At 68.0% G+C, this 17,821-nt stretch carries 21 protein-coding genes; 8 read left to right on the top strand and 13 right to left on the bottom strand.

What is annotated here, in order from left to right; genetic code table 11:
* Positions 1 to 52 precede the first annotated feature (52 nt).
* Entirely contained in the window at positions 53 to 1,021 is a 969-nt protein-coding gene (locus tag E0H45_RS00755) for an endonuclease/exonuclease/phosphatase family protein (RefSeq protein WP_131334334.1), read from the top strand.
* Here the strand turns inward: E0H45_RS00755 and E0H45_RS00750 are convergent.
* Positions 1,018 to 1,923, bottom strand: a complete 906-nt coding sequence (locus E0H45_RS00750; protein ID WP_131285197.1) for a DUF2785 domain-containing protein — start codon at positions 1,921 to 1,923, stop codon at positions 1,018 to 1,020. The genes E0H45_RS00755 and E0H45_RS00750 overlap by 4 nt on opposite strands.
* Positions 1,924 to 2,027: 104 nt before the next feature.
* On the opposite strand from E0H45_RS00750, the gene E0H45_RS00745 reads away from it, so the two are divergent.
* A complete protein-coding gene (locus tag E0H45_RS00745) occupies positions 2,028 to 3,506 on the top strand; it encodes a sensor histidine kinase (protein WP_131334333.1) in 1,479 nt (492 codons plus the stop codon).
* A 227-nt stretch (positions 3,507 to 3,733) separates the two neighbouring features.
* Here the strand turns inward: E0H45_RS00745 and E0H45_RS00740 are convergent, their stop codons facing one another.
* Positions 3,734 to 3,985 carry a WhiB family transcriptional regulator gene (locus E0H45_RS00740; RefSeq protein ID WP_130383822.1) on the bottom strand — a complete coding sequence of 84 codons (252 nt, stop codon included), beginning with the start codon at positions 3,983 to 3,985 and terminating at the stop codon, positions 3,734 to 3,736.
* Between the two features lie 506 nt (positions 3,986 to 4,491).
* Here E0H45_RS00740 and E0H45_RS00735 point away from each other — a divergent pair.
* A complete protein-coding gene (locus E0H45_RS00735; RefSeq protein ID WP_131334332.1) occupies positions 4,492 to 4,794 on the top strand; it encodes a hypothetical protein in 303 nt (100 codons plus the stop codon).
* Positions 4,795 to 4,799: 5 nt separating this feature from the next.
* Here E0H45_RS00735 and E0H45_RS00730 read toward each other — a convergent pair whose 3' ends face one another.
* The 8 genes from E0H45_RS00730 to E0H45_RS00695 all read right to left on the bottom strand — a co-directional run bounded on the left by E0H45_RS00730 (position 4,800) and on the right by E0H45_RS00695 (position 11,584).
* The gene (locus E0H45_RS00730) at positions 4,800 to 5,588 is read right to left on the bottom strand and encodes an RNA polymerase sigma factor SigF (RefSeq protein ID WP_131334331.1); all 789 of its coding nucleotides are present in this window, start codon (positions 5,586 to 5,588) and stop codon (positions 4,800 to 4,802) included.
* Positions 5,589 to 5,664: 76 nt separating this feature from the next.
* Complete coding sequence (locus E0H45_RS00725) at positions 5,665 to 6,057, bottom strand: ATP-binding protein (protein ID WP_131334330.1); 393 nt, start codon at positions 6,055 to 6,057, stop codon at positions 5,665 to 5,667.
* 104 nt (positions 6,058 to 6,161) lie between these two features.
* Entirely contained in the window at positions 6,162 to 6,938 is a 777-nt protein-coding gene (locus E0H45_RS00720; protein WP_131334329.1) for an amino acid ABC transporter ATP-binding protein, read from the bottom strand.
* Entirely contained in the window at positions 6,938 to 7,900 is a 963-nt protein-coding gene (locus E0H45_RS00715; protein WP_131334328.1) for an amino acid ABC transporter permease, read from the bottom strand. The genes E0H45_RS00720 and E0H45_RS00715 overlap by 1 nt, the downstream gene beginning before the upstream one ends.
* Before the next feature lie 86 nt (positions 7,901 to 7,986).
* The gene (locus tag E0H45_RS00710) at positions 7,987 to 8,889 is read right to left on the bottom strand and encodes an ABC transporter substrate-binding protein (RefSeq protein ID WP_131334327.1); all 903 of its coding nucleotides are present in this window, start codon (positions 8,887 to 8,889) and stop codon (positions 7,987 to 7,989) included.
* A gap of 270 nt (positions 8,890 to 9,159) precedes the next feature.
* Positions 9,160 to 9,915, bottom strand: coding sequence for an amino acid ABC transporter ATP-binding protein (locus E0H45_RS00705; RefSeq protein ID WP_131334326.1), 756 nt, complete (start codon positions 9,913 to 9,915; stop codon positions 9,160 to 9,162).
* Positions 9,915 to 10,739: an amino acid ABC transporter permease gene (locus E0H45_RS00700; RefSeq protein WP_131334325.1), complete on the bottom strand. Its 825-nt coding sequence runs from the start codon at positions 10,737 to 10,739 to the stop codon at positions 9,915 to 9,917. Before E0H45_RS00700 ends, E0H45_RS00705 begins: the two co-directional genes overlap by 1 nt.
* Positions 10,736 to 11,584 carry a transporter substrate-binding domain-containing protein gene (locus E0H45_RS00695; RefSeq protein WP_131334324.1) on the bottom strand — a complete coding sequence of 283 codons (849 nt, stop codon included), beginning with the start codon at positions 11,582 to 11,584 and terminating at the stop codon, positions 10,736 to 10,738. Before E0H45_RS00695 ends, E0H45_RS00700 begins: the two co-directional genes overlap by 4 nt.
* Before the next feature lie 284 nt (positions 11,585 to 11,868).
* Here E0H45_RS00695 and E0H45_RS00690 point away from each other — a divergent pair, with 284 nt between their 5' ends.
* The 4 genes from E0H45_RS00690 (at position 11,869) to E0H45_RS00675 (ending at position 15,207) form a co-directional block, all read left to right on the top strand.
* Positions 11,869 to 13,068 carry an NAD(P)-dependent malic enzyme gene (locus tag E0H45_RS00690; RefSeq protein WP_131334323.1) on the top strand — a complete coding sequence of 400 codons (1,200 nt, stop codon included), beginning with the start codon at positions 11,869 to 11,871 and terminating at the stop codon, positions 13,066 to 13,068.
* 237 nt (positions 13,069 to 13,305) lie between these two features.
* Positions 13,306 to 14,274 carry a zinc-binding dehydrogenase gene (locus E0H45_RS00685; protein ID WP_131334322.1) on the top strand — a complete coding sequence of 323 codons (969 nt, stop codon included), beginning with the start codon at positions 13,306 to 13,308 and terminating at the stop codon, positions 14,272 to 14,274.
* Positions 14,275 to 14,778, top strand: a complete 504-nt coding sequence (locus E0H45_RS00680; protein ID WP_131334321.1) for a GNAT family N-acetyltransferase — start codon at positions 14,275 to 14,277, stop codon at positions 14,776 to 14,778.
* A gap of 132 nt (positions 14,779 to 14,910) precedes the next feature.
* A complete protein-coding gene (locus tag E0H45_RS00675; protein ID WP_131334320.1) occupies positions 14,911 to 15,207 on the top strand; it encodes a WhiB family transcriptional regulator in 297 nt (98 codons plus the stop codon).
* Here E0H45_RS00675 and E0H45_RS00670 read toward each other — a convergent pair.
* Positions 15,204 to 16,475, bottom strand: a complete 1,272-nt coding sequence (locus E0H45_RS00670; protein WP_238154719.1) for a sodium:proton exchanger — start codon at positions 16,473 to 16,475, stop codon at positions 15,204 to 15,206. The genes E0H45_RS00675 and E0H45_RS00670 overlap by 4 nt on opposite strands.
* 79 nt (positions 16,476 to 16,554) lie before the next feature.
* Between E0H45_RS00670 and E0H45_RS00665 the strand changes: the two genes are divergently transcribed.
* Complete coding sequence (locus E0H45_RS00665; protein ID WP_131334319.1) at positions 16,555 to 16,905, top strand: ArsR/SmtB family transcription factor; 351 nt, start codon at positions 16,555 to 16,557, stop codon at positions 16,903 to 16,905.
* Here E0H45_RS00665 and E0H45_RS00660 read toward each other — a convergent pair.
* Both E0H45_RS00660 and E0H45_RS42280 read right to left on the bottom strand, forming a co-directional pair.
* The gene (locus E0H45_RS00660; RefSeq protein ID WP_131334318.1) at positions 16,902 to 17,627 is read right to left on the bottom strand and encodes an AAA family ATPase; all 726 of its coding nucleotides are present in this window, start codon (positions 17,625 to 17,627) and stop codon (positions 16,902 to 16,904) included. The two genes, E0H45_RS00665 and E0H45_RS00660, sit on opposite strands and share 4 nt — an antisense overlap.
* A 17-nt stretch (positions 17,628 to 17,644) precedes the next feature.
* Positions 17,645 to 17,821 carry a DUF6104 family protein gene (locus E0H45_RS42280; protein WP_165546322.1) on the bottom strand — a complete coding sequence of 59 codons (177 nt, stop codon included), beginning with the start codon at positions 17,819 to 17,821 and terminating at the stop codon, positions 17,645 to 17,647.

Raw genomic sequence — 17,821 nt, 5'->3', positions numbered from 1 at the left:
CGCAGCACGCTACCGTTCGACAAGAGCGGCCACTAGACCAACAGGTTGGTGCATGGATAACGAAAAGGCATGGTTCGTACGGCGCGTCGTGCTGTCCGTACTGTTCCTCCTCGTCGTTGCCGTGCCGCTGTATCCGGAGCTCTTCGGCCTGGACGAGGTGACGCCGTTCGCCCAGCTGGCCGCGTTCCGTCCGCAGGGCCTGGTCGTCGTCCTGGCGCTGGCCCTGCTGATGCTGGTACGCCGGGGTTGGCGGATCGCCGCCGCGCTGATCGCCGTACTGGCGCTGATCGGTGCCGCGGTGACTGCACCGCGGCAGTTCTCCGACGCGCGCCCGGCTCCGGCCGGGGCCCGGGTGCTGACGATCATGGTCGCCAACGTGCTGGGTGGCGGCGCCCGCGCCGCGGACGTCGCGCAGGTGATCCGGGACCGCAGACCCGACCTGGTTTCGTTGCCGGAGGCCCAGGTCGACGTCCGGGAGGAGATCCGGGCGCAGCTGCAGGACCAGCAGTACCGGGGATTCACGGCCCAGCCGAGCCGGGCGGTCGAGAGCGCGACGAGTGTGCTGGTCTCCTCGGCACTCGGCGACGTCGCGTTCGCCTCCGAGGCCGGCACGACCTTCGGCAACATCGTCGTGACGGGCGGGAACCTCGGCGCGGTCCGTCTGGTCGCGTACCACGGCTTCCCGCCGCTGCCGGACTCGGTCACCACCTGGAAGACCGACCTGCAGGCGGTACGGCGGTGGTGCGCACAGGATCCGCCGACGGTCGTCGCGGGCGACTTCAACGCGACCCTCGACCACGCGGACTTCCGGCAGGCGCTGGGCGGCTACTGCCGCAGCGTAGGCCCGACCGTGGGCGGTGGGCTGCACGGCACCTGGCCCGCGGATCAGCCGGCCGTGCTGCGGACGCAGATCGACCATGTGGTGGTGTCGCGGCAGCTCGAGCCCGGCCGGTTCACGACGTACCCGATCGAGGGGACCGATCACCGGGCCGTCGTGGCAACGGCCGCGGTAATGCCTTAGGACGAACTTGTTGCAGGGCGGTAGATGTACGGCTGTGAGGACTGGACCGCTTCGGTCAGCATCAGCAGCAGGTCGGCGCGTGCCTCGATCGGACGTCCGAACAGGTCGTCGTCGCCGGGGATCGGGAAGCCTTTCACGCCGATCGCCAGCTGGCTGAGCAGGACGTGCAGGACGCCGCGGGCGTTGAACACGTTCGGTGTCGGCCACTCCGGCAGCGTCTCGTGCATCAACGGCTGCTCGGCCGCGGTCGCCGCGATCGGCTTCAGCCAGCGCTCGAGCTCGTCGCTGGTCAGCATGTTCCGGTGCAGGATCGTCATCACCGCGTGCGCGACCCGGTCGTGCTCCTCGTGCACCCAGCGGTACGGCGTGTCCTTGACGATCCGGTCCGCGAGGACGTCGAGCAGCGCCCGCAGGACGCCGGCGTCGCAGTGCCGGGACCTCGCCAGCGCGCCGATCGCGTCGGCGCCGTGGGCAACGGCATGCGCCCAGCCGCAGTCCGCGACGTACCCGCGCAGGTCGCGTTCCCGCAGCAGCCAGGTCGCCAGCCGGTCGCCCCAGCGCATCACCACCTCGTCGTGCACCAGGAACTCGGCGTTGTCGCGGTGGATCACCTCCGCCAGCGTCAGCGCCGTGAACGAGCGCCGGAAGACCGTGTCCGTGCCGTCCTCACCGAGCCCGTAGTTCAGCCCGGCGCAGAGGCCGTCACCGAACCCCGGCAGCAGGTCGTCGTACACCCCGCGCTCCAGCCAGGTGGCGAGCGTCGGGTAGGCCAGGGCGTCGCGAACCTGCGGGTTGGTGCTCGCCAGGCCGCGCACGAGCTCCTCGGTGAGTTCGGTCAGCGTACGGTCGTGCGGTACCGCGTAGTCCGCGGCCATCACGTCCTGCCAGTACGTCGACTCCACCCGAGCATCCTTTCATCTGTGCCTGATCAATCAACACCTACACCCGCCCTCTTGTCGAGCGGACCACCGCAGCCGCTGGTATAAGCGCTGGGTAGCATCGGGTCGTGCCGTCTTTGACCGATGTGGCGCGCAACCACACCACGCTCGACCAGGCCGACCTGGATCGCCTGCAACTGCTCGTCTCGGACTGGCAGATGCTGGCCGACCTCTCGTTCGCCGACCTGGTGCTCTGGCTGCCGGACACCGAAGGACTGGGGTTCTGGGCCGGTGCGCAGATGCGGCCGACGACCGGACCCACGGCATACCTGGACGACATCGTCGGCAGTTTCATCCCGCGCGGCCGCCGCCATCTGCTGGACCAGGCGTACGACGGCGGCCGGATCTGCCGTGAGGGCGACCCGGAATGGCGCGACGACGTACCCGTCCGGGTCGAGACGATCCCGGTACGCCGAGGCTCCCGGGTGATCGCGGTGATCGCGCGGAACACCAACCTCCTCGGAGTCCGGACGCCGTCGCGCCTGGAGATCGCGTACCTGCAGAGCGCGACGGACCTGGCCCGGATGATCACCGACGGCATCTTCCCGTACGGCGGGGAACGGCTGCTGTCCACGACGCCAAGGGTCGGTGACGGCTGCATCCGGGTCGATCGGCACGGGATGGTGACGTTCGCGAGCCCGAACGCGTTGTCGGCGTACCGCCGGATGGGACTTGTCACCGACCTGGTCGGTTCGCGGCTGAAGGACGTCACCGCGGACCTGCTGCAGTCCGGGCACAAGGTCGACGACGTGCTGGCGTCGGTGGTCACCGGGCGCGCGGCCAAGGAGATCGAGATCGAGAACTCCGACGCCACGCTGTTCCTGCGCGCGATCCCGCTCCGGGCCGACGGACAGCACGTGGGGGCACTGATCCTGCTCCGGGACGTGACAGAGCTGCGCAGCAGGGAACGGGAGCTGGTCACCAAGGAAGCGACCATCCGGGAGATTCATCATCGCGTCAAGAACAACTTGCAGACGGTCGCCGCGTTACTCCGGATGCAGGCCCGAAGGATCACCGTCCCGGAAGGACAGGTCGCCCTGGCTGAGGCGGTACGGCGGGTCGGGTCGATCGCGATCGTCCACGAGACGCTGTCGGAGTCGTTCGACGAGCACGTGGACTTCGACGACGTCGCGGACCGGGTCGGCGCGATGGTCGCCGACGTGTCGACGGTGGCGACCGCGGTGGAGACGCGGCGGAGCGGGTCGTTCGGCGTACTGGACTCGGAGATCGCGACCCCACTGGCAATGGTGCTGACCGAACTGATGCAGAACTCGGTGGAGCACGCGTTCGGGGCCCGGGACGGGGGAGCGGCGAGCGGAACGATCGAGCTCACCGCCGAACGCTCGGTCGGCCGGCTGCACATCGACGTGATCGACGACGGTTCCGGCTTGCCGGCGAACTTCGACTCCGAACTGTCCGGAAATCTGGGCCTGTCCATCGTCCGCACCCTCGTCATCGGGGAGCTGGACGGCACCCTGGTGTTCGGCAACCGTCACGACGGCCACCCCGGCGCCCAGGTAACACTGGACATCCCGGTGAAGGACTGACCAGCTTCCCCTGCCCTGCGCTCCCCTCGTCTCCCCCACCCGCATTTGCTGGGTGAGCCAGGCAAATGCGGGGTTCCTGACCCTTGATACGGGTGTGGAACCCCGGATTTCGCTGGCCAGCCAGGCAAATTGGTTGGTCTGCCAGGGAAATGGGGGAGGGGGCTGGTGGTTGGACTGGAAACACAAAGGCCCCGCGGGTCTCCGCGGGGCCTCGAAGGAGGACTTGCTCAGGCGGTGCGGATGCGCTGGCGGGCGTTGCGGCGCTTGAGAGCGCGACGCTCGTCCTCGCTCAGACCGCCCCAGACACCGTGGTCCTGGCCGGCTTCGAGAGCCCACGCCAGGCACTGCTCACGCACGTCACAGCGTCGGCACACCTGCTTGGCCTCTTCGATCTGCATGATCGCAGGCCCGGTGTTGCCGATGGGGAAGAACAGTTCCGGGTCCTCGTCGAGGCATACGGCCCGGTGGCGCCAATCCATGGCGGATCCCATCTCTCTCAGTAGTTGACGTATGCTGCGGGTCAGGTCTGTACCCGAACAGCGGTGCTGTACTCGTCGGTTCGTGTAGCACGGGGGGTTTGGTGCCGCGTCCGTTGTGAACGCATTCACGAACGAGTCCATGTTCCCAATCTTGGGGGATCGAAACAAGGGTTATGCAGTTGTCGATCCGATCACAACGCTTCCTTAACACTTCGAACTGGAGCGCGGCGGTTCTCTCCATCCGGTTATCGGACGGAGCGGCCCTTCCGCAAGCACCCGTTCACTGCAAGTAACCGTTGCAACCTTCTTTTGGTTACGCACAACCTCAAATCCCTGTGGGGCTGGGGTTGGCGAACCTCTCGGGGACCGTGTACCGAGCCGGGCACTAAGCTGGCGAAGTGCCGACCGACTCCCCAGTTGCCGCCGTCCCGAGACCGCTCAAATTAGCCGCGGCAGTGGTCGCTGTGGAAGGGCTTGTGCTCATCGTTCTCGGAATTACCGAAGCCTTGACGATTCACAGCTCCCGGTTGGTGCTCGGTCTGACCACGAGCGGCTTCTTCATCCTGTACGGCGCAGGGCTCGGTTTCGTTGCTGTGCGGGGCCTGTGGAAGGCCCGGCGCTGGAGCCGCGGACCGACAGTCTTCACGCAGCTGATCCAGCTCCTGATCGCCTACAGCGTCTGGAACGGGGGCGGTCAGGCGATCGCGGTCGTGCTCGCCGTGCTGGCCGTCGTGATCCTGGTCTGCGTGTTCCAGAAGGCCTCCACCGACGCCCTGATTGGTGGCTCCAACGATCACCCGGTGCTCTAGGAGCACTACTCCTTGAGCAGGCCGGCCCGGAGTTCGGTCAGCGTCCGGGCGAGCAGCCGGGAGACGTGCATCTGCGAGATCCCGATCTCCTCGGCGATCTGGGACTGCGTCATCCCGCGGAAGAACCGCAGCGTCAGGATCCGCTTCTCCCGGGTGTCGAGCTGTGCCAGCAGCGGTTTCAGCGACTCCCGGTACTCCACACTCTCCAGCGCCTCGTCCTCGCCCCCGAGGCCGTCCAGGACCGTGGTCGCGTCCGTCTCGTTCTGATCGGGAGCGTCCAAGGACAAGGTGTTGTAAGCGTTCGCGGACTCCAGGCCCTCGATCACCAGATCCGGTGAGAGGCCGAGCCGCTCCGACAGTTCCGCCACCGTCGGCGCCCGGCCGAGCTCCTGGGTCAGCTCCGCGGTCGCCGCGGTCAGCGACAACCGCAGCTCCTGCAGCCGCCGCGGCACCCGGATCGCCCATCCCTTGTCCCGGAAGTACCGCTTGATCTCGCCGAGGATCGTCGGCGTCGCGTACGTCGAGAACTCGACGCCACGGTCCGAGTCGAACCGGTCGATCGCCTTGATCAGTCCGATCGTGGCGACCTGCACCAGGTCGTCGTACGGCTCGCCCCGGTTGCGGAACCGGCGCGCCAGGTGCTCCACCAGCGGCATGTGCAGCGCGACCAGGCCCTCGCGCGCCCCGGCGTACCCCGGATCCTCCGGACCGGCCGCCATCTGCCGGAAGAACGCGGCCGTCCGGGTACGCAGGTCCGGGGACTCCTGGGTTTCCAGGCCGCTCTCGTCCGTCACGCCTCCGCCTCGCTGGCGCTCGGCTCCGGCGCGACAGACAACCGTGCTCTGCTCATCGTTCGCTCGCTACGCTCGCTCACAGGCTCTCCGTGGCGGTCGCGGTGGCCGTCACGGTGATGGTCAGCCGGCCGTCGACGGTCTCGGCGGCGGCCGTCTCCACCAGCGCGGTCAGCACCGTCCAGCCGAACGAGGTGGTGTCGGGCTGCCAGCCGTTGGGTACGACGGCACTCGTCCGCACCGTCAACTGCGGCGGCGCGATCTCGAAGACGCACTCCAGCACCCCGTCGGCGGACTGCGGCAGCAACAGCGCGCACGCCTCGTCGACCGCGATCCGCAGGTCGTCGATGGCGTCCAGCGTGAAGTCGTTCCGGGCCGCGAGGTTTCCGACCACCGACCGCGGTACGGCGATGTAGGCACTGTCCGCCGGGATACTCAGGCGGACCTCAGCGGCTCGTCCCGTGCTGCTCACATCGTCTCCCTCGTATCGACCCACCACGCCGTACATCATCCAACCTCAACGAGCTTGATGCACGGCGAACGGGCCGACCGAGGGAAAGAACTTTCAGAGGGTGTCTACGGGTGTTCGTGCTCCGAGCGCAGGCGGGAGAGGAATGCCTGGGTCCGGGAGTGTTGCGGGTTGCTGATCACGTCCTTCGGCGGGCCTGCCTCGACCACGACGCCGCCGTCCATGAACACGACCGTGTCCGCGACCTCCCGCGCGAACGACATCTCGTGCGTCACCACGATCATCGTCATCCCGTCCAGGGCGAGCTCGCGCATCACCGCGAGCACCTCACCGACGAGTTCGGGGTCGAGGGCGGACGTCGGCTCGTCGAACAGCATCAGCTTGGGCTGCATCGCCAGGGCCCGCGCGATCGCCACCCGCTGCTGCTGGCCGCCGGACAGCTGGGCGGGGTAGGCGTTGCACCGGTCCGCGAGGCCGACGCGGTCGAGCAGCTTCATCGCCCGCTCCCGGGCAGTCTTGCGCGGCTCACCCTTGACCTGGGTGGGCGCCTCGACGATGTTCTCCAGTGCGGTCTTGTGCGGGAACAGGTTGAACCGCTGGAACACCATCCCGATCTCACGCCGCTGCGCCGCGATCTCCTTGTTCTTCAGCCGGTACAGCTTCCCGTCGCGGTCGGCGTACCCCATCAGCTCGTCGTCGACCCAGATCCGGCCGCCGTCGATCGTCTCGAGCTGGTTGATGCACCGCAGGAAGGTCGTCTTGCCGGAACCGGACGGACCGAGCAGACACACCACCTGGCCGCGGTCGACGTCCAGGTCGATCCCCTTCAGCACCTCGTTGTGGTGGAAGGACTTCGTCACGTTCACCGCATGAACGAGTGGCATCACGCACCTCCTGCGCCGGCCGGGCGGGCGGCCCGCGGGGCCTTGTTCCCGAAGCCGCGACCGAAGTGCCGCTCGAGGAAGTACTGCCCGACCATCAGCACGCTCGTCGCGAGCAGGTAGAACAGCGTCGCGGCGACCGCGATCGGGAACGTCTTGTAGAAGTTGCTGCCGATCGACTGCAATTGGTAGAACAGCTCGCCGATCACCGGGACCGCGAGCAGCAGCGAGGTGTCCTTCAGCATCGCGATCGTCTCGTTGCCGGTCGGCGGCACGATCACCCGCATCGCCTGCGGCAGCACCACCCGGCGCATCACCTTGCCGCGGCTCATCCCGAGCGCCTCCGCGGCCTCGGCCTGGCCCGGATCCACGCTCATGATCCCGGCCCGGGCGATCTCGGCCATGTACGCCGCCTCGGACAGCCCGAGCCCGATGACACCGGCGACGAGCCCGGTGAACACCTGGTTCGCGTCCAGGGTGAAGAACCGCCAGTCCCCGGACATCCCGAGCCAGTCGATGATCTTCCAGTCGAACGGCACCCCGAACGCGATGCCCTGCGGGAACAGGATCCCCAGCGTGCCCATCGTGAACAGCAGGATGTAGCGCGGGATGCTCCGGAAGAACCAGGTGAACACCCACGCCACCCCGGACAGGATCGGGTTGTCCGACAGCCGCATCACGGCCAGCAGCACACCGCCGCCGACGCCGACGATCATCGACAGCACGGTGACCAGCAGGGTGCCTTTGAGGAACCCGTTGATCACCGGCTGCTGGTTCATCGCCTCGAAGACGAACTTCCAGTCGAACGCCTTGTTGGTCACCAGCAGGTGCACCAGCATCGCTACCAGGACGACGATCACCACGATCGCCACCCAGCGACCGGGATGCCGCACCGGTACGGCGTTGATCGCACCCGGCCGCTCGGGCGCCGCGTCCGCCGGCCGGGCCTCAGCCTCAGTGCTCATCCACGTCCTCGCTTCGCTCCGGGCGCGGATGAGACACGAGATGGGCTGTGCTGTCTGATGAGTTCGCTTCGCTCACTCATGACGACTCACGGGTTGACGGCGAAGTCGGTGATCGCGCCCGAGTCGTTGTTCCACTTCTGCAGCGTGCTCTTGTACGTGCCTTCGGTGTTCAGCGCCTGCAGGGCCTGCACGATCCCCTGCGCGAACTGGGTCTCGGCCTTCGGGATCACGTACCCGTACGGCGCTGCGTCGTAGATCTCGCCGAGCTGCTCGAGCTGCCCGTTGGTCTGCTTGATCGCGTCCAGCACGACGGGGGAGTCGGCCAGCATCGCGTCGGCCTTGCCGGCGACGAGGTCCGCGGTCGCCTGGTCCTGCTTCTCCCGCACCACCAGCTTGATCTCCGGCTTGCCGGCCGTCTTGCACGCGGCCTGCCGCTTCGGGATGTCGTCCTCGAGCTGCGTCGTACCCTTCTGCACCGCGACCGTCTTGCCGCACGCGTCGTCGGCCTTGACGGCCTTCGGGTTGCCCTTCGCGGTCGCCCACAGCGTGCCGGCGCTGAAGTAGCTGACCATGTTGACCTGCTGCTTGCGCTTGTCGTTGATCGTGAACGACGAGACGCCGACGTCGTACTTGCCGCTCTGCACACCGGTGATGATGGTGTCGAAGCCGGCCGGCTGCCAGTCGACCGTGACGCCGAACTTCTGCGCCACCGCGTTGAACAGGTCGACGTCCATGCCGACCACGGTCTTCCCGCCCTGCAGGAACTCGTTCGGCCGGTACGTCGCGTCGACGCCGACGACGATCTTGCCGGCCGACTTGATCTTCGCCGGCAGCGAACCGCTGAGGTCCGGACCACTGCTCGCCGGTGCGCTGGAGGAGGCGCTCGACGACGAACTGGGCGTACTACCTTCGAGAGTGTTCGAGCCGCACCCGGCGGCTGCGAGAACCAGGACGCCGGACAGCACCAGCGTCCTCCGCAGGACAGACATCTAGTCCTCCAAGACCGGGCACCGGTCTGCCCGGTGCCATGTGTCCGCATCTTGACACAGCGCCCTGCAGAGCGTGCACGGACCAACCCCGAACAGAGACCGATTCGTAGCCGTCCCGCCTCAATCCCACCCCCCAGTCGCCACCCCACCACACACCGTAACGACGCCCCCCCGCCCCCCTCCGCCCCCCAACGGTCCAACTTTGAGAAGCCACCGACCAGAATCGCGGCGCGAAAATGGTTGGTGGCTTCTCAAAGTTGCCTCGGTGGGTCAGGGCGTCGGTTCGACGTGGGTTGGGTCGAGGACGCGGCGGAGGAAGGTGCGGGTGCGTTCCTCCTTGGGGTTGCCGATCACCTCGGCGGGTGGGCCCTGCTCGACGATGACGCCGGCGTCCATGAACACGACCCGGTCCGCGACCTCGCGCGCGAACGCCATCTCGTGGGTGACGACGAGCATCGTCATACCGTCGAGTGCGAGCTTGCGCATCACCGTGAGCACGTCGCCGACGAGCTCCGGGTCGAGCGCGGACGTCGGCTCGTCGAACAGCATCAGCGCCGGGTCCATCGACAGCGCGCGGGCGATCGCCACCCGCTGCTGCTGCCCACCGGACAGCTGCATGGGATAGGCGCTCACCTTGTCGCTCAGGCCGACCCGATCCAGGGTGTCCCGGGCGATCTGCTCCGCCGCGGCCTTGCTGCGCTTCAGTACGGTCGTCTGCGCCACCGTGCAGTTGTCCAGCACCGACAGGTGCGGGAACAGGTTGAACTGCTGGAACACCATGCCGATCTGCTGCCGGGCGGCGTCCAGGTGGCAGTCCCGGTCGGTGATGTCCTCACCACGGACGAAGACCTGGCCCTGCTGCGGTACCTCGAGCAGGTTGACGCAACGCAGCAGGGTCGACTTGCCCGAGCCGGACGGCCCGATCACGCAGACCACCTCGCCCTCCTCGACCGTGAAGTCGATACCGCGCAGGACGTGGTTGCTGCCGAACGATTTGTGCAGGTTCTGGATCTCCACCAGCGCCATCAGTGTGCCCTCGCAGCCTTGGCCTCCAGCCAGCGGACCAGCAGGCCGAGCGGCAGGGTGATGATCAGATAGCAGAAGCCGGCGGTGACGAGCGGAGTCAGGTTCGACTCGGTGTTGGCCAGGTCGCGGCCGAAACCGGTCAGCTCGTACGCCGCCGCGGAGGTACCGATGATGAAGACCAGCGACGAGTCCTTCACCAGCAGGATCAGGTCGTTGGCCAGCGGCGGCAGCACGATCCGGAACGCCTGTGGCAGCACGATCTTGCGGGTCGCGACGCCGGCCGGCATGCCGAGCGACCGGGCGGCCTCGATCTGCCCCTTCGGCACCGCCTGGATGCCGGCCCGGATCACCTCGGCCATGTAGGCGGCGGCGACGATGCCGAGCGCCAGCCAGACGGTGCCGTAGGGGTCGAGCGGGATGACCAGGTCGGCGAACGCCAACGGCAGCAGGCTGAACGCCACGAACACGACGATCGCCGGCAGCCCCCGGAAGAACTCGATGTAGGCCGTCGCGAGCCAGCGGTACGGCGCGACCGGGCTGAGCCGCATCAACGCGAGCAGGGTGCCGCCGAGCAGGCCGATGACGAAGGCCCCGGCCGTGTACTCGATGGTCTTCAGGAACGCTCCGGGCAGCCCGCTGGTGAACGCGGACTTCACGAACTCCGGTTTGAAGAAGACTTCTGCGATCTGGCTCCAGTTGGCGGTGAAGGCCGCCACCACGACGATGACGATCAGGACGGCGTACTGGATGCCGCGCGAGCGCTGGGCCCGTTGCCGCGGGCTGAGCCCGCGGCGCTTCTCGACTACCGCGTCGGAGACCGTCACTTCTTCGGCTCCACCCCGAACCACTTCTTGAAGATCTGGTTGTAGGTGCCGTCGGACTTGGCCTTGGCCAGCAGCTCGTTGAACTTGGTCAGCAGCTTGGTGCCGCTGGGGTCGTCCTTCTTGGCCGCGAAGCCGTACTGCTCGCCGGTGTTGAACTCGGCCGTCACCTCGGTGTCCGGGTTCGACGTGACGAAGTTGTACAGCGCGCCGTTGTCGTTGATGGCGGCGTCGACGCGGCCCGACTTGACGTTGTTGGTCTGGAGGGCGAGATCGTTGAACACCACGACCTCGAAGCCGATCTTCTTCGACGCCGCGTCGGCGTAGTCCTTACCGGTGGTGTCGGCCTGGACGCCGACCTTCTTGCCCTTCAGGTCCTCGAGCGACTTGTACGGCGCACCCTTCTTCACCAGCAGGACCTGGGTCGCGTCCATGTACGGGTCGCTGATCCCGATCGCGGCCTTGCGCGACGCGTTGATCGTCATCGCGCCCATGCCCATGTCGCACTTCTTGGCCTGGTAGGCGGCGCCGGACGTGACCTGGGCCCACTCGATGCTGATCACTTCCTGCTCGATGCCGAGGTCCTTGGCGAGCAGGTCGAGCAGATCGACGTCGAAGCCGACCACCTTGGTGCCCTCCTTGTACTCGAAGGGCTTGTAGGACAGGTGCGTGCAGACCGTCAGTTTGCCGGGCTTCACCAAGGTGATGCCGGCGGCTTTCGCTTTGTCCTCGCCTCCTCCACCGCTGTCCGAGTCGTTGCCGCAGGCCGATAGCGCGAGCGCGAACACCGCCACCGATGCAGCGGCGACAGTCAGGCGACTCTTGCGGAGGGTGGAGACGATGTTCATCGCTGGTACTCCTCGACACTGGTTGTGGAACGCCGGCCCGGACGGTACCGAGGCTGGATTCCCGCATCCTGACACAGCAAGCAACCGCGTGTCGGCTGTCGACTCCCGACGAGACTCGATCGTCACCGTCGCAGGCTCCTGTGGTGGCCCTCACAGAGCAGACCAGTGGGCCTGTGGTTTACTCGACTGACGGGTGACCCCCTGGCAACGGCGCCGTTCGACGCACCCTCATCGAACGCCCACCACCGCACGTTCCGCTCGATTTTCCCCCGAAGGGTCCCCGTATGGTCGCCCAGGCTGTTGAGCCCACCATTCCCTCCGATCAGTACGCCGGCGATGCCGTTTTCGAACTGCACCGCGGCGGAAAGATCGAGGTCACGTCCTCGATCCACGTCAACGACGCCGACGACCTGTCGAAGGCGTACACGCCCGGCGTCGCCCGGGTCTGCACCGCGATCGCCGAAGACCCGTCGCTGGTACGCCGCTACACCTGGAAGTCGAACGTGGTCGCGGTCGTCACCGACGGCACCGCGGTCCTCGGCCTCGGCGACATCGGCCCGGCCGCGTCGCTGCCGGTGATGGAGGGCAAGGCCCTGCTGTTCAAGGAGTTCGGCGGCGTCGACTCGGTGCCGATCGCGCTGGACTGCACCGACGTGGACGAGTTCGTCGACACGGTCGCGCGGATGGCGCCGTCGTTCGGCGGGATCAACCTCGAGGACATCTCCGCGCCGCGCTGCTTCGAGATCGAGCGCCGGCTGAAGGAGCGGCTGGACATCCCGGTCTTCCACGACGACCAGCACGGTACGGCGGTCGTCGTACTCGCCGCGCTCCGCAACGCGTTGCGAGTCACCGGGAAGTCCATCGAGGACATCCGCGTGGTGATCTCCGGAGCCGGCGCGGCCGGGGTCGCGTGTGCCCGGATCCTCTTGCAGGCAGGGGTTGGCGACCTCGCGGTCGTCGACAGCAAGGGTGTGCTGCACGAGGACCGTGCCGACCTGAACCCGGTGAAGCTGTCGCTCGCCCGGGACACCAACACCGGCGGGATCTCCGGCCGGCTGGTCGACGCGCTCGCGGGTGCGGACCTGTTCCTCGGCGTCTCCGGCGGCACCGTCCCGGAGGAGGCCGTCGCGCAGATGGCCGACAACGCGATGATCTTCGCGCTGGCCAACCCGAACCCCGAGGTGCACCCGGACATCGCGCATCGGCACGCCGCCGTGGTCGCCACCGGCCGCTCCGACTTCCCGAACCAGATCAACAACGTCCTGGCCTTCCCCGGCATCTTCCGCGGAGCCTTCGACGCGAACGCCTCCCGCATCACCGAAGGTATGAAACTCGCCGCCGCCGATGCCCTGGCAAGCCTGATCTCGGAGTCGGACCTCCGCCCCGACTACATCATCCCGTCCCCCTTCGACGAGCGCGTCGCCCCGGCCGTAGCCGCCGCGGTCGCAGCCGCCGCCGAAACCGACGGCGTAGCCCGAGCCTGACCCCCACCCGCCTCCCCCGACCGCCCCGCCCCATTTGCCTGGCCCACCCAGCAATTTGCCTGGTCCACCAACGCCGTTGGGGGTTTGTGACCCTGGTTAAGGGTCAGGAACCCCCAATTTCCCTGGTCGACCAGGGAAATGCGGCGCGGTGGGAGGCGGGGCCGGGGGCGGTGGCGAGGGGTGGGGTGGTGAGTTCGGTAACTGACTCTGTGCGGACCACCGCATAGGGTGGTCCGCATGCTTGCTGCTTATGCCGCCAAGTTCGACGCCGACAACCCGATCGCCGCGTTGGAGGTGGGGGAGCGGCCCGACCCGACGGTGCCCGAGGGATGGGTGACGATCGACGTACGGGCGACTGCGCTCAACCACCACGACCTGTGGTCGTTGAAGGGGGTCGGGCTGGCTGAGCAGAATCTGCCGATGATCCTCGGGTGTGACGCGGCGGGCGTGGACCCGGACGGGAACGAGGTCGTCGTGCACGCGGTGGTCTCGGACCCGGCGTGGAAGGGCGACGAGACGCTCGACCCGAAGCGGTCGCTGCTGAGCGAGCGGTACCAGGGCACGCTGGCGCAGAAGGTCGCCGTACCGGCGCGGAACGTCGTACCGAAGCCGGCCGGGATGAGTTTCGAGCAGGCTGCGTGCCTGCCGACGGCGTGGCTGACGGCGTACCGGATGTTGTTCACGCAGTCGGGGCTGAAGCCGGGTGACACGGTCCTCGTGCAGGGTGCGGGTGGTGGCGTGGCGACGGCGCTGATCACGCTGGCGCGGGCCGGCGGGATCCGGGTGTGGGCGACCAGCCGGGACGAGGGCAAGCGGGCCAAGGCGGTCGAGATCGGGGCCCACGAAGCGTTCGAGTCCGGGGCGCGACTGCCGGAGCGGGTCGACGCGGTGATGGAGACGGTCGGGCAGGCGACGTGGTCGCACTCGCTCAAGTCGCTGAAGCAGGGCGGCACGCTGGTGATCTCCGGCGCGACGAGCGGCCAGGCGCCGAAGTCGGCCGAGCTGAACCGGATCTTCTTCCTGCAGCTGCGGGTGCAAGGCTCGACGATGGGCACCCGGACCGAGCTCGCCGAGCTGGTGCAGTTCATGGCGAACGCCGGGATCTCACCGCACATCGACACCGTCCTGCCGCTCGCCGAGGCCCGCACCGGCTTCGAGAAGATGAATGCGGGCGACGTGTTCGGCAAGATCGTTTTTACTGTCTAGATGCAGCCTGAGATCCGGCCCGCCACGGTCGAGGACGCCGAGGCGGCCGCGTGGTGCCATCTGTTGTGCTGGCGGGACGCGTACGCCGGTCTGGTGCCGGCCGAGCTCCTGCTCGAGCGGACCTCCGACATTGATCGCCGTACCGAGCGCTGGGCGACCCGGCTGGGCGAGGGGGACACGCGCTGGATCGCCCTGAACCCGGATCCAGGCGCTTTGTTGCAGGACCGGGTGGTCGGTTTCGTCGGCACCGGGCCTGGGCGCGACGAGGACGCGCCGGTCCCGTTCGAGCTGGAGGCGATCTACACCCGCCAGGCGTTCTGGAAGACCGGCCTCGGCGCCCGGCTGCTCGATGTTGCCGTCGGCAAGCAGCCGGCCTTCCTCTGGGTCTTCGAGGGGAACGAGCGGGCGCAGCGGTTCTACCACCGGCACGGATTCGAGCCCGACGGCGTCGGCAAGCACGACCCGTACTTCGACCTGCGGGAGATCCGGCTGATCCGGAGATAGTGCCAGCGGCACATCTGTGACACCGAACCGGTGTGACGTTTCACGGCTGAAACATTGGCGTCGCACCGGGGCAACGCGACGGGGTCACTCTGTTCCTACGATCCGCCCGATCGACGAGGAGCGATGGAGCCCATGAGGCCTACTTTGACGGTGATTGTTGACCCGGCCGACAACTGGATGGCGAAGGCCGCGTGTGTCGGTCAGGCGCCGTCGTACGACGAGACGGCCAGCTCGTGGGAGCAGCGGAAGGCCCAGGCCATCTGCCTGACGTCGTGCCCGGTGATCGAGGAATGCCGCGAGTGGGCCCGCCGGACCAAGTTCACCGGCACCGCCGCGGGCGAGAAGTTCCTCGCCGGCCGTCGCCGCGGCCGCCCCGGCCCGCAGGAACGCCGTACCCGCCCGATCATCGAAGAGCAGCAGGCGAGCTAGACCTTGACGAGCTCGTCGGTGCGCTCTGCGTCGGCGGGCTCTTCGGTACGCCGGAACGGGGCCAGGATCGTCGGGACCAGCTGCTTGCGGTTGTGGATCGCCGCGCCGGCAGCGAGCACCAGGTAGATCACGCTGATCACATAGCGCCCGGTCTGACCCGGTACGGCGAACTGGATCGCGAACAGGCCCAGCAACGTCCACGCCGCCCACCGCGGGAAGCGCAGGTTCAGCAGGATCGCGAGGCCGAGCAGCGTCTGCGTGGCGGTCAGCAGGAACTCCTCGACCTGCCGCCCGTCCAGGTGCAGCGCGGCACCCCCGCCGCCGATCCCGTAGGCGATCGGCAGGCTCCCGATCAGCAGCGTCCACTGGTTCACCTTGGCCGAGATCAGCAGACCCAGCGCCGCGGCCCCCTTGCCCCGCCAGGCGAACAGGATCGCCACGATGAACTCCGGCGCCTCGGACGCCAGCGGAGCCAGCCACTGGACCAGCAGGAACTGGTCCATCCCCAGCGCCTGACCGCCCGCGACGAGCGAGTCCGCGAACGGCTCGGCCGCCGCCAGGATCACCCCGGCCGAGACCAGGAACATCGCGGTCACCGTGATCCGGCGCTGGAGCGTCGGTAGCGCGCCGATCGTCGCCGCCGGCCCGATCAGGTCCGGCTCGTCGTCATGCTCCGACATCGCCGCCCGGTACAGGTAGAACGCGAAGAACGCGAGCAGCAGGATCCCCAGCAGCAGGTGGATCTCGCCGGTCACCGGGATCACGAACGCGACCACACCGGCGACAGCGAGAAAGCCCAGCTCACGCCGGTACCCGGTCTCCAGTACGAGCGTCTTGACCGAGCGCCCGCTCCGCCGCGAAGCGACGTACAGGCTGATCAGGACGACGCTGGACCAGCCGAGGCCGAGCAGCAACCGGTTCGATCCGGTCATGTTGGCGGCGGCGTACTGCACGTACTCCGGGTTCGAGCCGGCGGTGTGCGCGAAGTAGAGGTCCACCGCGTACTCCGGCAGTACGGCGATGACCGCGAGCAGCGCGATCGCCAGACCGCCCGAGATGTCCATCTCCGCCGCTTCTGCCGCCCAGGCCAGCACGAACGACGCGGCGACCACGGCAACGCCGAAGATCAGGATCGACGCGAGCGCCGGGGGATGGGTGCCGGTGACCCGGAGGGCGACCGCGGGGATCGCCGCCAGGAGCAGCAACAGAACAGGGCGGAGAGCTCGGAACACGCCTTCCAGCGTGCCACCGTTTCGATACTTTCGCAATTGCGAAAGTGTGAGACCGTCCTCACGACGGCCCGGCGCACTGCCCGGAGACCGCCTGAGCGGTCACAATGACTGCGCGATGACCAACCGTGAACCGACGAAGGCGCAGCTCGATTCCGCCGCGGGCACCTTCGCCATGCTCTCCGCTCCGGTCCGGCTGCACCTGGTGTCGCTGGCCGCTCAGGGCGAGTACGACGTCGGCACCCTGGCGGAGCGGGTCGGCGTCAGTATCGCCACCGCCAGCCAGCACCTCGGCAAGCTCCGGCTGGCCGGGATCATCACCGCGCGCCGCGAAGGCCGCCGGCACATCTACACCGTCGACGACCCGCACGTGCTGAACCTGGTCGACCAGATCTTCGAGCACATCGCCCCCGACGGCACCCTGGCCCCCGACCCACCACGCCGTACCCGCCCGCCACACACGGACTAGAGCACGTGCCGCAGGTACCGCTCGGGTGCGTGTAGGTATGCCTTCCAGTTCTGCACGAGCTCCAGGTCCTCCCACGTCGTACGCCGGATGCCCCACTCCCCGACCTCGAGGATCGTCGCGCCGGGGAGGGCCGCGATCACCGGGGAGTGCGTCGCGCACAGGACCTGCGATCCGGTCTCGGCGAGACTGTTGAGTACGCCGACCACCGCCAGGCTGCTGGAGAACGAGAGCGCGGACTCGGGCTCGTCGAGGCAGTAGAAACCCTGGCGGGTGAAGCGATCGTTGATGAGGCTCAGAAAGCTCTCGCCGTGGCTCAGCTCGTGGAAGGCCGTGTCCTGCGGGCCGGACGGCCGCGGGTTCTGCTCCAGGTAGGTGTAGAACCCGTGCATCGTCTCGGCGCGGAGGAAGAACCCGGCGCGCTTGGAGCCGGCGCCGCGGGTCAGCTGCAGGTCGTCGGCGAGCGACGACTCGGTGGCACGCGTAGTCAGCCGGGCGCCGGTGGAGCCGCCCTCAGGAGACATCCCGAAGGCGACCGCGATCGCCTCGACGAGCGTGGACTTGCCGGCGCCGTTCTCGCCGACCAGGAACGTGACGCCCGGGTCGAGATCGAGCCCGTCGGTCAGCAGCTGGCGGACGGCCGGGATCGTGTGCGGCCAGTGGCCGGACATGTGAATGCCCTCCGCTGCGGCAACCCGTCGTACGGGCTGCGAGGCGAAGGGCATTCACTCAGGCTAGAGGATCAGTCGTCCTCGTCGTCCAAGCGGGCCAGCCAGGTGGCGAACCGCTCGATCGGCGTCTCGAACTCCGGGTTCAGGTCGACGAACTCGCGCAGCCGCTCGGCCACGAAGGCCAGCGTGACATCCTCCTCGCCACGCCGCTTCTCGAGCTCCTCGATCCCGCGGTCGGTGAAGTACAC

This window comes from Kribbella soli, assembly GCF_004331345.1.
Classification (GTDB): domain Bacteria; phylum Actinomycetota; class Actinomycetes; order Propionibacteriales; family Kribbellaceae; genus Kribbella; species Kribbella soli.
This window is presented reverse-complemented; position numbering and strand designations above follow the sequence as displayed.

What these genes read in the sequence shown, in the direction of transcription:
- E0H45_RS00660 (WP_131334318.1), bottom strand. Translation starts at nt 17,627, where the DNA reads ATGCCCTTCGCCTCGCAGCCCGTACGACGGGTTGCCGCAGCGGAGGGC.
- E0H45_RS00720 (WP_131334329.1), bottom strand. Translation starts at nt 6,938, where the DNA reads ATGCCACTCGTTCATGCGGTGAACGTGACGAAGTCCTTCCACCACAAC.
- E0H45_RS00755 (WP_131334334.1), top strand. Translation starts at nt 53, where the DNA reads ATGGATAACGAAAAGGCATGGTTCGTACGGCGCGTCGTGCTGTCCGTA.
- E0H45_RS00690 (WP_131334323.1), top strand. Translation starts at nt 11,869, where the DNA reads ATGGTCGCCCAGGCTGTTGAGCCCACCATTCCCTCCGATCAGTACGCC.
- E0H45_RS00710 (WP_131334327.1), bottom strand. Translation starts at nt 8,889, where the DNA reads ATGTCTGTCCTGCGGAGGACGCTGGTGCTGTCCGGCGTCCTGGTTCTC.
- E0H45_RS00705 (WP_131334326.1), bottom strand. Translation starts at nt 9,915, where the DNA reads ATGGCGCTGGTGGAGATCCAGAACCTGCACAAATCGTTCGGCAGCAAC.
- E0H45_RS00695 (WP_131334324.1), bottom strand. Translation starts at nt 11,584, where the DNA reads ATGAACATCGTCTCCACCCTCCGCAAGAGTCGCCTGACTGTCGCCGCT.
- E0H45_RS00740 (WP_130383822.1), bottom strand. Translation starts at nt 3,985, where the DNA reads ATGGATTGGCGCCACCGGGCCGTATGCCTCGACGAGGACCCGGAACTG.
- E0H45_RS00665 (WP_131334319.1), top strand. Translation starts at nt 16,555, where the DNA reads ATGACCAACCGTGAACCGACGAAGGCGCAGCTCGATTCCGCCGCGGGC.
- E0H45_RS00685 (WP_131334322.1), top strand. Translation starts at nt 13,306, where the DNA reads ATGCTTGCTGCTTATGCCGCCAAGTTCGACGCCGACAACCCGATCGCC.
- E0H45_RS00675 (WP_131334320.1), top strand. Translation starts at nt 14,911, where the DNA reads ATGAGGCCTACTTTGACGGTGATTGTTGACCCGGCCGACAACTGGATG.
- E0H45_RS00680 (WP_131334321.1), top strand. Translation starts at nt 14,275, where the DNA reads ATGCAGCCTGAGATCCGGCCCGCCACGGTCGAGGACGCCGAGGCGGCC.
- E0H45_RS00715 (WP_131334328.1), bottom strand. Translation starts at nt 7,900, where the DNA reads ATGAGCACTGAGGCTGAGGCCCGGCCGGCGGACGCGGCGCCCGAGCGG.